Below are 13401 nucleotides of genomic sequence, written 5' to 3' on the forward strand. Positions count from 1 at the left end.
GGTCGGGCCCGGCGCACTTGTGGGTCAGGGCATGGCGAGCCACCACGGCGATGGCCGCCGCGGACTCCGGTCCCGCGGAGGCCACCGCTGTGTCCGGGCCTGGGTTCTCACCCTGTTGCAGCACCCCCTGGGCTGCCCCCGGACACAGCTGGAAGGAAAGACATGACGGACGAGCAGGAACTGGCCGAGATCCAGCGGCGGCACTGGCAGGACACCTACGCCGCCCACCCGGGCATGTACGGCGAGGAGCCGTCCGAGCCGGCAGTTCACGCCGCGTCCGCCTTTCAGGCAGCGGGAGCACGCGACGTTCTGGAGCTGGGGGCCGGACACGGCCGGGACGCGCTGTTCTTCGCGCGTGAAGGCTTCACCGTGCAGGCGACCGACTTCAGCCCCGTCGGGCTGGAACAGCTGCGTGAGGCGGCTCGCTCCCAGGGAAGCGAAGGGCGCGTGGCCACCACGGTGCACGACGTGCGCGAGTCGCTGGCGCTGCCGGACGACTCGGTGGACGCGGTCTTCGCGCACATGCTGCTGTGCATGGCGCTGTCGACGAAGGAGATCCACGCCCTGGTCGGCGAGGTCCGCCGCGTCCTGCGGCCCGGCGGCGTGTTCGTCTACACCGTGCGGCACACCGGTGACGCCCACTACGGCACCGGCACCGCGCACGGCGACGACATCTACGAGCACGGCGGCTTCGCGGTCCACTTCTTCGGCCGCGAACTCGTCGACACCCTTGCCGACGGCTGGACCCTGAACGAGGTCCACGCATTCGAGGAAGGCGCCCTGCCCCGGCGACTGTGGCGCGTCACCCAGGCCCTCCCGCGATGACCGAGAGCGGCGCGCCGGTCCGCCGAACGCTTCTCACTCCTCGCCGACTGCGGCCGCGTCGCGCACGGGCCGTAGGCCGCCGGGCAGATCTGGCGGGGGAGAAGGAGTAGCGGCCCGGCATGTCGATGTGGTGCCGTACGAACGGCGAATGGCGGGCCGCGTACCGCGCCCCCCACGCTGCTCGCCGCCGCCCTGGAGGCGGAGTCCGTGCCGCCGCTCACCGCCCGGTCACGCCATCAGCATGCGCTGGAGTTCGCGCGCCGCGCGCGGGGGAGCCACGTCGGTGCGGTGGGCCAGCGCGATCGTCCGGCGCAGCGGCGACCCGGCCAACGGGGTCGTCCGCAGCCCCGGCCCCGCGCCGGCCACCACCATCGCCGGGACCACCGCCACGCCCAGACCGGCCCGCGCCAGGCCGAGCACCGCGTCCATCTCGCCGCCCTCCACCGTGAACGACGGCTCGAAGCCCTCCGCCCGGCAGGCGGCCACCGTCAGCTCCCGCAGGTCGTAGCCGTGCCGGAACATCACCATCGGCTCGTCGCGCAACGCGGCGATCGTCAGCTCCCGGCCCCCGCCGGGCGCCGGGAGCTTCGTCGACGACACCACCACCAGATCCTCCGTCAGCAGCTCCACCGTCGTCAGCGCCGGCGCCGAGGGCGGCAGCGGCAGGGCGATCAGCGCCAGGTCCAGCGCCCCCCGCGCCAGCTCCCGTACGAGGTCGAGCGAACCGCTCTCCTCGATCAGCAGCTCGATCCCCGGATGCGCCGTGTGGAAGGCGCGCAGCACCCCCGGCAGCAGGCCCGTGCACACGCTCGGCGTGGCCCCCAGCCGGATCCGGCCCCGCCGCAGCTGCGCCAGTTCCTGCACCTCCAGCCGCGCCGTGTCCGCGTCCGCCAGGATCCGCCGCGCCAGTGGCAGCAGCGCCTCACCCGCGTCCGTCAGCGCGATGTTGCCGCGGGCGCGGCTGAACAGCTCGGCGCCCAGCTCCCGCTCCAACGCCTTGATCTGCTGCGACAGCGACGGCTGGGCCACGTGCACCCGCTCCGCGGCCCGGGTGAAGTGCCGGGTCTCGGCGACGGCGACAAAGTACAGGAGCTGCTGAAACTGCATAGGCCATGTCTATCAAGATGACCGGCATCATGTCTTGGACCTTTCGGGTCCTCCGTCCCTACCGTCGAAGGCATGGCTCTGGCAACGCGTCCCCGGACGAGCGCCCCGTCGCTCTGGGGCTCCACCATCGGAAAGAAGACCGTCATGGCGGTCTCCGGGCTGATCATGCTCGGCTACCTGGTCGTGCACATGCTCGGCAACCTCAAGATCTTCTTCGGGGCGGACGAGTTCAACGGCTACGCCCACTGGCTGCGCACCCTCGGCTCGCCCTTCCTCCACTACGAGTGGGCCCTCTGGCTCGTCCGCGTGGTGCTCCTCGCCGCCGTCGTCGCCCATGCCGTGTCCGCCTACCAGCTCAGCCGGCTCGACATCAAGGCCCGCCCCGTCAAGTACGTCCACAAGCGCCGCCGCGCGAGCTACGCCACCCGCACCATGCGCTGGGGCGGCGTCATCCTCGGCCTGTTCATCGTGTGGCACCTGCTCGACCTCACCACGCTCACCGTCAACGAGCGCGCCTGGGCCGGGCACCCGTACGAGAACGTCCTCGCCACCTTCTCCACCTGGTACGGGAACACCGTCTACATCGTGGCGACGGCCGCACTCGGGCTGCACGTCCGGCACGGCTTCTGGAGCGCGGCCCAGACCCTCGGCGCGGGCAGCGCCCGCCGCGAGCGGACCCTGAAGGCCCTCGCGAACGGCCTTGCCGCCGTCCTCTTCGCGGGCTTCGTGTCCGTCCCCGTCGCCGTCATGACCGGAATGGTGAACTGACCGTGAGCAGCTACGCGCACCACACCACCGGCGAGCCCGTCGCCGACACCAAGGCCCCCGACGGCCCCATCGCGGACCGCTGGGACCGCCGCCGCTTCGAGGCGAAGCTCGTCAACCCCGCCAACCGCCGCAAGCACACCGTCATCGTTGTCGGCACCGGCCTGGCGGGCGGCTCGGCCGGCGCGACCCTCGCCGAACAGGGCTACCACGTCGTCCAGTTCTGCTTCTCCGACTCCCCGCGCCGGGCCCACTCCATCGCAGCCCAGGGCGGCATCAACGCCGCCAAGAACTACCGCAACGACGGCGACTCCGTTCACCGCCTCTTCTACGACACCGTCAAGGGCGGCGACTTCCGGGCCCGCGAGTCCAACGTCCACCGCCTTGCCCAGATCTCCGTCGAGATCATCGACCAGTGCGTGGCCCAGGGCGTCCCCTTCGCCCGCGAGTACGGCGGCCTCCTCGACACCCGCTCCTTCGGCGGCGTCCAGGTCTCCCGCACCTTCTACGCCCGCGGCCAGACCGGACAGCAGCTCCTCCTCGGCGCCTACCAGGCGCTCTCCCGGCAGATCGCCGCCGGCAACGTCGAGATGCACGCCCGCACCGAGATGCTGGACCTGATCGTCGTCGACGGCGTCGCCCGCGGCATCGTCGCCCGCGACCTGATCACCGGCGAGCTCTCCACCCACTACGCCGACGCCGTCGTCCTGGCGAGCGGCGGCTACGGCAACGTCTTCTACCTCTCCACCAACGCGATGAACTCCAACGCGACCGCCGTCTGGCGGGCGCACCGGCGCGGCGCCTGGTTCGCCAACCCCTGCTTCACCCAGATCCACCCCACCTGCATCCCGCGCACCGGCGACCACCAGTCCAAGCTCACCCTGATGAGCGAGTCCCTGCGCAACGACGGCCGCATCTGGGTCCCCAAGGCCAAGGGCGACACCCGCCCCGCCGCCGACATCCCCGAGGCGGAGCGCGACTACTACCTGGAGCGCATCTACCCCTCCTTCGGCAACCTCGTGCCCCGCGACATCGCCTCCCGCGCCGCCAAGAACGTCTGCGACGAGGGCCGCGGCGTCGGCCCCGGCGGGCAGGGCGTCTACCTCGACTTCGCCGACGCCATCCGCCGCATGGGCCGCGACAAGGTCGCCGAGAAGTACGGCAACCTCTTCGAGATGTACGAGCGGATCACCGCGGAGAACCCGTACGAGGTCCCCATGCGGATCTACCCCGCGGTGCACTACACGATGGGCGGCCTGTGGGTCGACTACGACCTCCAGACCACCGTCCCCGGCCTCTTCGCGATCGGCGAGGCCAACTTCTCCGACCACGGCGCCAACCGCCTCGGCGCCTCCGCCCTCATGCAGGGCCTCGCCGACGGCTACTTCGTGCTCCCCTCCACCATCAACGACTACCTCGCCCGCCACCCGCACCGCGACACCGTCGACGACACCCACCCCGGGGCCGTGGCCGCCGTACGCGAGACCCGCGAGCGGCTGGAGAGGCTGCTCGCCGTCGACGGTGACCGCACCCCCGACTCCTTCCACCGGGAGATCGGCGAACTCATGTGGGAGTACTGCGGGATGGCCCGCAGCGAGCAGGGCCTGCGCAAGGCGCTGGACCGCATCCCGCAGATCCGCGAGGAGTTCTGGCGCCGCATCAAGGTGCCCGGCAGCGGCGAGGAGTTCAACCAGTCGCTGGAGAAGGCCAACCGGATCGTCGACTACCTCGAACTCGCCGAACTGATGTGCCTCGACGCGCTCCACCGCGCCGAGTCCTGCGGCGGCCACTTCCGCGAGGAGTCCCAGACCCCGGACGGGGAGGCGGCCCGCCAGGACGAGGCCTTCGCCTACGCCGCCGCCTGGGAGTTCACCGCCACCGGCACCGCCCCCGTCCTGCACAAGGAAGACCTCGTCTTCGAGTACGTCCACCCCACCCAGCGGAGCTACGCATGAAGCTCACCCTGCGCGTCTGGCGCCAGCGCGGCGCCGACGCCCCCGGCCACATGGCCTCGTACGAGGTCGACGGCATCTCCGAGGACATGTCCTTCCTGGAAATGCTCGACACCCTCAACGAGGACCTCATCCTGCGCGGTGAGGACCCGGTCGCCTTCGACCACGACTGCCGCGAGGGCATCTGCGGAGCCTGCAGCCTCGTCATCAACGGCGACGCCCACGGCCCCGAGCGCACCACCACCTGCCAGCTCCACATGCGGTCCTTCGACGACGGCGACACCATCGACGTCGAGCCCTGGCGGGCCGCGGCGTTCCCCGTCGTCAAGGACCTCGTCGTCGACCGCGGCGCCTTCGACCGGATCATCCAGGCCGGCGGCTACATCACCGCCCCCACCGGCTCCGCTCCCGAGGCACACGCCACGGCCGTACCCAAGGCCGACGCCGACTCCGCCTTCGAACACGCCGAGTGCATCGGCTGCGGCGCATGCGTGGCGGCCTGCCCCAACGGCTCCGCGATGCTCTTCACCTCCGCCAAGGTCAACCACCTGAACGTCCTCCCGCAGGGCTCGCCCGAGCGCGAGACCCGCGTCCTGGACATGGTGGCCCGCATGGACGAGGAGGGCTTCGGCGGCTGCACCCTCACCGGCGAATGCGCCACCGCCTGCCCCAAGGGCATCCCGCTGCCGTCGATCGCGGCGATGAACAAGGAGTGGCTGCGCGCCGTCCGCAAGGGCCCCCGCTGACCGGCCGGCCGCCGGCCGGCCGCCGACCGGCCGACGGGCCGACCGACTGACGGGACGGCCCACCGGTCGGCCCGTCAACCTGGGGCCGCGATGTCATCCCCCCGGACTTGCGGGGCCCACCCGCCGGCCCGCAGCGCACGGATCCCCGTGGGATGGGGCGCGCAGGGGGGTGCGGCGCCCGATCCGAGCGCCGGTACGGGCGCCCCGGTACGCCGAGAGCGCCCCTGATCGGTGTCACCATGCGTCACGGACAGCGGGTCATGTGACGAGAGGTCTGCAACGTGATGCCTCAGGCGACCGGGGAGCCCACCCGGCAGTACCCCGACGGGCGGCACCAGCCCGCCCCCGGCCTCCCCAGCACCGCCGACACCGCCGCGCCGCGTACCGACACCGAACTCCTCATCGCAGCCTCCGTGCTGCTCGCGGACGCCGCCCTCGCCGCCAGACAGGCCGGAGCCGATCTCACCGGAGCGCTGACCGGAGGCCGCTTCGCCCTTCAGGCCCTACGCCGCCCCGCCTGGGCCCTCGGCGCGGCGCTGTCCTGCGTACGAGCCCTGACCAGCCCGGCCGGTCTCGGCTTCGCCCCCAACGGCGGCGTCATCGGCGAACTCGCCCGAGCCGCCGGCAACGTGACCCGCCGCCGGCCCGCCGCGGTCGCCATGGCGGTGGACGCCTTCGCCCTGCGCATCGAGGCGGCCACCGTCACCCACCCCAACCTGGACACCGCCCACGCCCGCCGCCTCACGGGCGCCGTCGTCGCCGGGGACCGGCTGGAGGCCGCCCGCGCCCTGCACGCCCTCGTGGAACGGCTCGGCGTCACCCGCGCCCTCACCACGGTCAGCCCCGTCATCATGGAACTCCTCGCCCTGACCGGCCTTCTGGACGAGAACCCCGTCAACGACGGCTTCTCCTGGGTGACCCTCGCGGGCGGGGTCCCCACCACCGATCCGTTCCTCGGCCTGCCCAGCTCGCTGCTCAAGTTCCTCAACCCCGGTCCCGGCCGCGCCGAGCGCGCCGACCCGGACCCGATCCTCGCCAAGGTCCTCGGCACCTCCCGCAACGACATCGTCAGCTACGTCAACGACATCGGCGCCCTCGGCAACCACGGCCTGGTCCTCCTGCGCCGCGTCGCCTGCACGGACGGCAGCGAACGGCACGTCCTGCTCCTGCCCGGCACCAGCTTCGCCCTGCTCAGCAACAGCACCCCGCAGGATCTGGTCGGTGCCTTCGACGGCTGCCTGCGCACCGACACCACCTACACCCGGGCGGCGAAGAAGCTCCTGCGCCGGGCCGGCGTGCCGGCGGGATCGGAGCTGATGCTGGTCGGACACAGCCTCGGCGGCCTGACCGCGATGAACCTGGCCGCCGACGTGGACGTCGCCTCCGAGTACCGGGTCAGCCACGTGATCACGCTCGGCTCCCCGATCGACGCCAAGCGGCCCGCCGACCACACCACCCGCGTCATCAGCCTGGTCAACAAGCACGACGTCATCCCGATGCTGGACGGCCGCGGCCCGGCCGCTCCCCACGACATCCCCGACCACTGGGTGGAACTGGCCTGGCTCGACGAGTCCTACGACTACCCGCTCTCGCACGCCCCCCAGGCCTACTCCGACAGTCTGCGCGGCGATCTGGCCCACTACCGCGAGCAGGTCAACGCGCTGATCCGGTGCTACGACGGCGAGATCACCGGCAACCAGCCGTACACGCTCCGCGACAGGTGACCGCCGTGCCCCGGCCCGCCCGCGCCGCCCGCGCCGCCCGTGCCCTTGCCCGTGCCTTCGTGTGACCCGAGGGAGACCGCCCCCCGATGACCACCCCCGCCACCGCCTGGCCACTGGAGAACGCAGTGTTCAGCGCGGCCATGCTCGCCCACCGCCTGCCCTGGGCCGATGCCCCCGCCCGCGCCCTGGGCCTGGACTCCCTCACCCGCGAGGGCGCCGCCCGCAACGTACTGGCGCACCTGCGCCACAGCCGTTCCGGACGCCCCGTCCGGCTGCGCACCCCCTTCGGCTCGTTCCTCGTCCCCCTCCGTCCGGCCGACACCGCCGGCCTCCTCGCCGAGGGAGCCGCCGCCGAAGCCCTCGGCCCCGCCGTCCGCCTCGACGCGGCCGGCCGCCGGCACGGCCTGCACCCCCACGCCCCGCTCCAGCCCCACACCGCCCCGCCGGCGGATGCGTTCTGCGAGCCGCTCGCCGAGGAACTGCGCAAGGTCGCGGCAGCACGCCGGGACGACAACGCCCTGCCGTGGAAGGTCTGGCGGCCCGGCATGCTGCGCGCCGCCCGCCGGGTGGTGGCGGGCGCCGCCGCAGCGGACGACACCCTCCTGACCGAGGTACTGATCCGCGCGTCCGCGGTCGCGGGCAGCCCCTCGTACGACAGCCGGGCGGCCGCCCTGAACCGACGGCTCGCCCCCTACCTGGCCGACCCGGACCCCTGCTCCGTCGCCGCGGGCCTGGACGGCGGCCGGGCCGCCGGGCCCGTGGTACCCACCGCCCGAACGCACGGCGAGCAGTCATCGGCGCAGGACCGGCCCGAGGAAGCCCTGGCGCACACATTGGCCGTGGTGTCCGAGGCAGCCGTCACCACCGCCCTCCAGGCGCTCGCCCTCACCGCCGCGGGCGTGCCGGGTGCCGCCGGCAGCCCGGCCGGGGCCGTGGCGCTCGCGCTTCGGCACTTCCCGCCCCTCGAAGCCGTCGTCCACCCGGTCCGCACCCGCTTCGCATGGGACGGGCTCGTCGTCGACTCGGGGACCGAGATCCTCGCGGCGCCGGGCTGGCTCGGCGCCCCCGCGCCATCCGCGGAGTGCGAGGACCCCGACACCGGCCGCCGGGACGCCGCCGTCCGACACGATGACGACGTACCGTCCCCCCTGTGCGGATCCGCGACCGGCTGCCGGGCCACCGCCTTCGCCGTCCAGGTCGCCGAGGAGATCGTCCGGTTCTTCACCGAGGACGCCCGGCCGGTCCTGCTGTCGCCCGCCCTCACCCCGGACCGCATGCCGTTCACCCTCGCCCCGCACACCCTGCTGGTAGCGCTGCCCGCTGTCGGCGATGTCCCGCCGGCCTTACGGGCCGCGGCCCCGGACGTCTGCGCGGCACGGGCCCGCGCCGGTGCGGACCGCCTCGACGAGTACGCCCGCAACCTCACCGCCTGCGCCGCCGAAACGGGCTGGAACGGTGACGAGACCGGCGAACGCTTCCGCATGCGGCTGCTGGAGCACGCCGAGCGGTGCACCCGCGCCGCCTCCGAGGTCCGCGCCGCCGCCCGCCACCTCGGCGGCTGAGGCGACAGGCGACAGGCGGCAGGGCTCGGCGGCCGGCGCCCGGGGCCGGCCGCCTCCCACCCCGCGCGGCACCGGAGCCCTACCGTACGAAGGCGTTCCGCCGTTCCCGTTCCCGCCCGACCATGTCCTGCAGCGTGTCCCGGACCTCGGCGCAGAGCCACCGCGCAGCCGCGGAGCGGGCACCGAAACCCCGCGGCCGGGCGGGCGGTGCGATCGGCTCACCGATCGTGATCAGCCACTTCGCCGGCAACGGGAAGGGCGAGGTCAGCGGAAAGCAGGGAACGTCCAGAAGCTTCGCGAGCGCCGGCACCCCACCGATCCTCGGGGAGGACTCCTCCGCCCCGATGACGCTGACCGGAACGATCGGCGCCCCGCTGTGCAAGGCCGCCACCGCGAAACCCGGGTTGAACGGCTGGAGCCGGTACCGGTCGCGGAACGGCTTCTCCAGCCCCGAGACCCCCTCCGGAAACACCACGATCAGTTCACCGGCGCTCAGGCGATGCATGGCCGACCTCGGGTCGATGGGCACGGCCCCCTTCTTCGCGGCGTACGAGCCCAGCAGCGGCAGACGGAAGACGAAGGGCGCGGCCAGCACGTGCAGGGAGCGCTGCAACGACCGGTGCAGAGCCTTCTGCAGGACGAACGCGTCCAGCCCCCACGCCCCGGAGTGGTTGGCGACGAGCACGGCCGGCCCGTCGGCGGGAATGTTCTCCAGCCCCAGCACGTCCAGCCGGAACCACTCGTCGATCAGCCATTCGAGCAGCCGTTCCCAAGCGTCCTCGCCGACGTCCCCCAACAGCCGCCGCAGGAAACGGACGTCGCTCCCGGCGACCCCGAAGACATCGGCCAAGCTTTCGGACACGGAGGCGTTCTCCCTTCCCATCCCGTCCCCTGCGCAACGCAAGGGCCGTCACCACCAACGGAGACGACCGCCGAATGATCACGGCGAGCCGCCGAATCCGGAATTCGATCTTCGGTTCGGTGGCGGTCCACACCCGCCCTGCGCCGATCGGCTGACCGGCCGGGCAGCCACCGCGCCGCGCCCCCGCGGCACCCGGGCCATGGGCGACAGTGGCCCCATGCCACAAGCCGCCGCCGGGACCGGACCACGCCGCCGAGCCGTACTGGCAGCCGCCCTCGCGCCGCTGGCCGCGGCCGGGTGCTCCGGCGGGGAGGAGCCCCGGCCCCCGGCCGCCGGGCAGCAGCCCGACGCCGAGGACGCCGTGATCATGGTGATCCGGCACGCGGAGAAGCCGTACGCCGGAGACTCCGGCCAGGACGAGGACGGCGAGGACGACCCCGGGTCGCTGGCCGGGCGCGGCTGGCGCCGCGCCGACGCACTGCCGCGGCTCTTCCCGCCGGCCCGGAGTTCCGTGCTGCCCCGCCCCGCCGCCGTCTTCGCCGCAGGCGGCAAGGCCCCCGCCCCCGCACGGTGCCGGCAGACCGTCACCGCCCTGGCCACCGCGCTGCGCACCCCCGTACGAGCCGAGTTCGCCGTCGGAGCCGAAGCCGCCCTGGCGCACGCCGCACTGGCCGGCCCCATGCCCGTACTCGTCTGCTGGGAGCACACCGGCATCCCCCGACTGGTGCGCGCCCTCGGCGCCCACCAGGTCCTCGGCCTCCCCGCCACCTGGCCGGACCGCTACGACCTGGTCTGGCAGTTCACGCGCCGCCGCGGCCAGTGGAGCTTCCGCGAACTGCCCCAGCAGCTCCTGCCCGGCGACGCCTGACCGCCCAGCCCGGGACCGCCCCGCCCCCGGACCGCCCGGATCACCGCGGCCGGGTGCCCGCCTCCAGGGCCCGCGCCAGATACGCCGCCGTCCGGCCCAGGCCAGCCGCCGCGACCTCCCGCGGGGTGCCGGCGGCGACGATCTGGCCGCCCTCCGCGCCGCCACCCGGACCCAGGTCGATCACCCAGTCCGCCCCCGCCACCACGTCCATGTCGTGCTCCACGACCACCACCGAATGCCCGGCGTCCACCAGCCCGTGCAACTGTCCCAGCAGCACCCGCACATCGGCCGGATGAAGCCCCGTCGTCGGCTCGTCCAGCACGTACAGCGTGTGGTCCCGGCGCCGGCGCTGGAGCTCCGTCGCCAGCTTGATCCGCTGCGCCTCGCCGCCCGACAGCTCGGTGGCCGGCTGCCCCAGCCGCAGGTAGCCCAGCCCGATCGCCTCCAGCGCCCGCAGGCTGCGCGCCGCCGCCGGGACACCGGCGAAGAACCCGGCCGCGGACTCCACCGTCAGCCCCAGCACCTGCGCGATGTCCAGCCCCCCGTACCGCACCTCCAGCGTCTCGGCGTTGTAGCGCGCGCCGCCGCAGTCGGGGCACGGGGCGTACGTACTCGGCAGGAACAGCAGCTCCACGGAGACGAAACCCTCGCCCTGGCACGTCTCACAGCGGCCCCCCGCCACGTTGAAGGAGAACCGGCCCGCCTTCCAGCCGCGCGCCACCGCCTCCGGAGCCTGCGTGAACAGCCTGCGCACCACGTCGAACAGCCCGGTGTACGTGGCCAGGTTGGACCGCGGGGTCCGGCCGATCGGCCTCTGGTCCACCTCCACCAGCCGCCGGACGGGAAACCCCGGATCGGCGATCCGCTCGCCGACCTCCCGGGCCAGTACCTGGCCGACCAGCGTGGACTTCCCCGAACCCGACACACCGGTCACCGCCGTGAACACCCCCAGCGGGAACGCCGCGTCGAGGCCCCGCAGGTTGTGCCGGTCCACCCCGCTCAACCGCACCTCCCCGACCGGCCCGCGCACCGCCCGGGCGGGCGCCGCCGACTCCCGCGCCGCGAAGAGGTGCCGCGCCGTCGCCGACTCCGCCACACCGGCCAGGGCGGCGGGCGGCCCGCAGTGCAGGACCCGCCCGCCGCGCTCCCCGGCCAGCGGGCCCACGTCCACCAGCCAGTCCGCGTGCCGCACCACGTCCAGATGGTGCTCGACGACGAAGACGGTGTTCCCGGCCTCCTTCAACCGGTCCAGTACGCCGAGCAGCGCCTCGGTGTCGGCGGGGTGCAGCCCAGCCGACGGCTCGTCCAGCACGTACACCACCCCGAACAGCCCCGACCGCAGCTGCGTCGCCAGCCGCAGCCGCTGCAGCTCGCCCGCGGACAGGGTCGGCGCGGTCCGGTCCAGGCTCAGGTAGCCGAGCCCCAGCTCCGTGACGGGCCCGATCCGCGACCGCAGGTCGTCGGCCAGGACCCGCGCGGCCTCCCCGTCCAGGGGCGCGGAGGCCAGTACGGCGTCCAGGTCCGTCAGCGCCAGCGACGCGAGCTGCGCGATGGTCCGCCCGGCGAAGGTGACGGCCAGGGCCTCCGGGCGCAGCCGGCGCCCCTCGCACACCGGGCACGGCGAGTCGGCGAGGAACCTCTCGGCGCGGGCCCGCAGCGTGGCGCTCCTGCTGTCGGAGAACGTCCGCATGACATAGCGGTGGGCGCTCATGTACGTGCCCTGGTAAGGCCGTTGGATCCGGTCCGCGTCCCGCACCGGGTGCACGGTCACCACCGGCTGCTCCTCGGTGAACAGGATCCACTCGCGGTCCTTCGCGGGCAGCTCCCGCCACGGCCGGTCCACGTCGTGGCCGAGCGTCCGCAGGATGTCCCGCAGGTTCTTGCCCTGCCAGGCACCAGGCCAGGCGGCGATGGCGCCCTCGCGGATCGACAGGCCGGGATCGGGGACCAGCAGCGCCTCGCTGGTGCGGTGGATCCGGCCGAGCCCGTGGCAGGAAGGGCAGGCGCCGGCCGCCGTGTTGGGCGAGAACGCGTCCGAGTCCAGCCGGGGCGCGCCCGGCGGATAGGTACCGGCCCGCGAGAACAGCATCCGCAGGGAGTTGGACAGCATCGTCACCGTACCGACCGACGAGCGCGACCCGGGGGAGGAGCGGCGCTGCTCCAGCGACACGGCGGGCGGCAGGCCGGTGACGGAGTCGACCTTCGGGGCGCCGATCTGGTGGATGAGGCGGCGGGCGTAGGGGGCCACCGACTCGAAGTACCGGCGCTGGGCCTCGGCGTACAGCGTGCCGAAGGCGAGCGAGCTCTTCCCGGAGCCGGACACCCCGGTGAACACGGTGAGCGCGTCGCGCGGGATGTCGACGTCGACGCCGCGCAGATTGTGCTCCCGGGCGCCCCGCACCCGTACGTAGGGATCGTGGCCGGTCCGGGCTTCGGCGGGCTGGTGCATTCCTCCCACTCTACGGCCCGGTCCGGGACAGTTCAGGAGGCCGTGCGGTCTTACGTCGAGGTCGTGACCAGGAGTTCGTGGCTATGTGGGGAGGCGGACGCGCAGGGCGTCGGGAAGGATCCCGCCATGCCGGCAGCAGTCGGCTTCTGTGGGCGTGTCCAGGCGCAGGCGTGCGGTGAACCGCTTGGTGCCGCCGGTCCCTGCCGCTTCGACGGTGACCCCCTGGGGCAGTTCCGCCAGCCCGTGGACGGTGTAGGTCTCCTCTCCGGTGAGGTCTAGGGAGTGTCGTCACCGGGGCGGAACTGCAGCGGCAGGACGCCCATCCCGAGCAGGTTGGAGCGGTGGATCCGCGCAAAGGCTACTTAAGGCAGTCCTGTGGCGATGACGCGGCCGCACCGATGCACCGCACGGCCGATCCGGCGAGGCTGTGGTGGCGCTACGGGCGGCAGCTGCCCGTCGCTTTGCGGCGTCGTCGCGGGCGGGGGAGTGTGGAGAGGTGATGCGTTGGAGTGCGGCGGCCCGTGCGCCCGGCGCGCTCATG

At 73.5% G+C, this 13401-nt stretch carries 11 protein-coding genes; 7 read left to right on the forward strand and 4 right to left on the reverse strand.

Features of this window, described 5'->3' with window-relative positions:
- Positions 1-162 precede the first annotated feature (162 nt).
- Complete coding sequence (locus BSL84_RS29395) at positions 163-825, forward strand: class I SAM-dependent methyltransferase (protein WP_075971527.1); 663 nt, start codon at positions 163-165, stop codon at positions 823-825.
- A gap of 228 nt (positions 826-1053) precedes the next feature.
- Here BSL84_RS29395 and BSL84_RS29400 read toward each other — a convergent pair whose 3' ends face one another.
- On the reverse strand, positions 1054-1932 hold the full coding sequence (locus BSL84_RS29400; protein WP_030028549.1) for a LysR family transcriptional regulator: 879 nt from the start codon (positions 1930-1932) through the stop codon (positions 1054-1056).
- A 72-nt stretch (positions 1933-2004) separates the two neighbouring features.
- On the opposite strand from BSL84_RS29400, the gene BSL84_RS29405 reads away from it, so the two are divergent.
- The 5 genes from BSL84_RS29405 (at position 2005) to BSL84_RS29425 (ending at position 8681) form a co-directional block, all read left to right on the forward strand.
- Positions 2005-2700 (forward strand): succinate dehydrogenase, encoded by a 696-nt coding sequence (locus BSL84_RS29405; RefSeq protein ID WP_030028550.1) that lies wholly within the window; start codon positions 2005-2007, stop codon positions 2698-2700.
- A 2-nt stretch (positions 2701-2702) separates the two neighbouring features.
- On the forward strand, positions 2703-4652 hold the full coding sequence (locus BSL84_RS29410) for a fumarate reductase/succinate dehydrogenase flavoprotein subunit (RefSeq protein WP_030028551.1): 1950 nt from the start codon (positions 2703-2705) through the stop codon (positions 4650-4652).
- The gene (locus BSL84_RS29415; RefSeq protein ID WP_030028552.1) at positions 4649-5395 is read left to right on the forward strand and encodes a succinate dehydrogenase/fumarate reductase iron-sulfur subunit; all 747 of its coding nucleotides are present in this window, start codon (positions 4649-4651) and stop codon (positions 5393-5395) included. Before BSL84_RS29410 ends, BSL84_RS29415 begins: the two co-directional genes overlap by 4 nt.
- A gap of 284 nt (positions 5396-5679) precedes the next feature.
- Positions 5680-7119 carry a lipase family protein gene (locus tag BSL84_RS29420; protein WP_079273337.1) on the forward strand — a complete coding sequence of 480 codons (1440 nt, stop codon included), beginning with the start codon at positions 5680-5682 and terminating at the stop codon, positions 7117-7119.
- 86 nt (positions 7120-7205) lie between these two features.
- Entirely contained in the window at positions 7206-8681 is a 1476-nt protein-coding gene (locus BSL84_RS29425) for a hypothetical protein (protein WP_075971528.1), read from the forward strand.
- 79 nt (positions 8682-8760) lie between these two features.
- Here BSL84_RS29425 and BSL84_RS29430 read toward each other — a convergent pair whose 3' ends face one another.
- Positions 8761-9543 (reverse strand): lysophospholipid acyltransferase family protein, encoded by a 783-nt coding sequence (locus tag BSL84_RS29430; RefSeq protein WP_159393581.1) that lies wholly within the window; start codon positions 9541-9543, stop codon positions 8761-8763.
- A gap of 217 nt (positions 9544-9760) precedes the next feature.
- Here BSL84_RS29430 and BSL84_RS37155 point away from each other — a divergent pair, with 217 nt between their 5' ends.
- Complete coding sequence (locus BSL84_RS37155) at positions 9761-10411, forward strand: hypothetical protein (RefSeq protein WP_079273338.1); 651 nt, start codon at positions 9761-9763, stop codon at positions 10409-10411.
- Between the two features lie 40 nt (positions 10412-10451).
- On the opposite strand, the gene BSL84_RS29440 is transcribed toward BSL84_RS37155, so the two are convergent.
- Positions 10452-12860 (reverse strand): excinuclease ABC subunit UvrA, encoded by a 2409-nt coding sequence (locus BSL84_RS29440; protein WP_075971530.1) that lies wholly within the window; start codon positions 12858-12860, stop codon positions 10452-10454.
- Positions 12861-13135: 275 nt separating this feature from the next.
- Positions 13136-13207 carry a hypothetical protein gene (locus BSL84_RS37840; protein ID WP_075972300.1) on the reverse strand — a complete coding sequence of 24 codons (72 nt, stop codon included), beginning with the start codon at positions 13205-13207 and terminating at the stop codon, positions 13136-13138.
- Between the last annotated feature and the right edge of the window lie 194 nt (positions 13208-13401).

The sequence above is a fragment of the Streptomyces sp. TN58 genome, assembly GCF_001941845.1.
In the GTDB taxonomy this organism is placed as follows: Bacteria; Actinomycetota; Actinomycetes; order Streptomycetales; family Streptomycetaceae; genus Streptomyces.

Excerpts from the sequence above, each read along its gene's own strand:
- BSL84_RS29400 (WP_030028549.1), bottom strand. The coding sequence starts at position 1,932 with ATGCAGTTTCAGCAGCTCCTGTACTTTGTCGCCGTCGCCGAGACCCGG.
- BSL84_RS29440 (WP_075971530.1), bottom strand. The coding sequence starts at position 12,860 with ATGCACCAGCCCGCCGAAGCCCGGACCGGCCACGATCCCTACGTACGG.
- BSL84_RS29415 (WP_030028552.1), top strand. The coding sequence starts at position 4,649 with ATGAAGCTCACCCTGCGCGTCTGGCGCCAGCGCGGCGCCGACGCCCCC.
- BSL84_RS29405 (WP_030028550.1), top strand. The coding sequence starts at position 2,005 with ATGGCTCTGGCAACGCGTCCCCGGACGAGCGCCCCGTCGCTCTGGGGC.
- BSL84_RS29395 (WP_075971527.1), top strand. The coding sequence starts at position 163 with ATGACGGACGAGCAGGAACTGGCCGAGATCCAGCGGCGGCACTGGCAG.
- BSL84_RS37155 (WP_079273338.1), top strand. The coding sequence starts at position 9,761 with ATGCCACAAGCCGCCGCCGGGACCGGACCACGCCGCCGAGCCGTACTG.
- BSL84_RS29425 (WP_075971528.1), top strand. The coding sequence starts at position 7,206 with ATGACCACCCCCGCCACCGCCTGGCCACTGGAGAACGCAGTGTTCAGC.
- BSL84_RS29420 (WP_079273337.1), top strand. The coding sequence starts at position 5,680 with ATGCCTCAGGCGACCGGGGAGCCCACCCGGCAGTACCCCGACGGGCGG.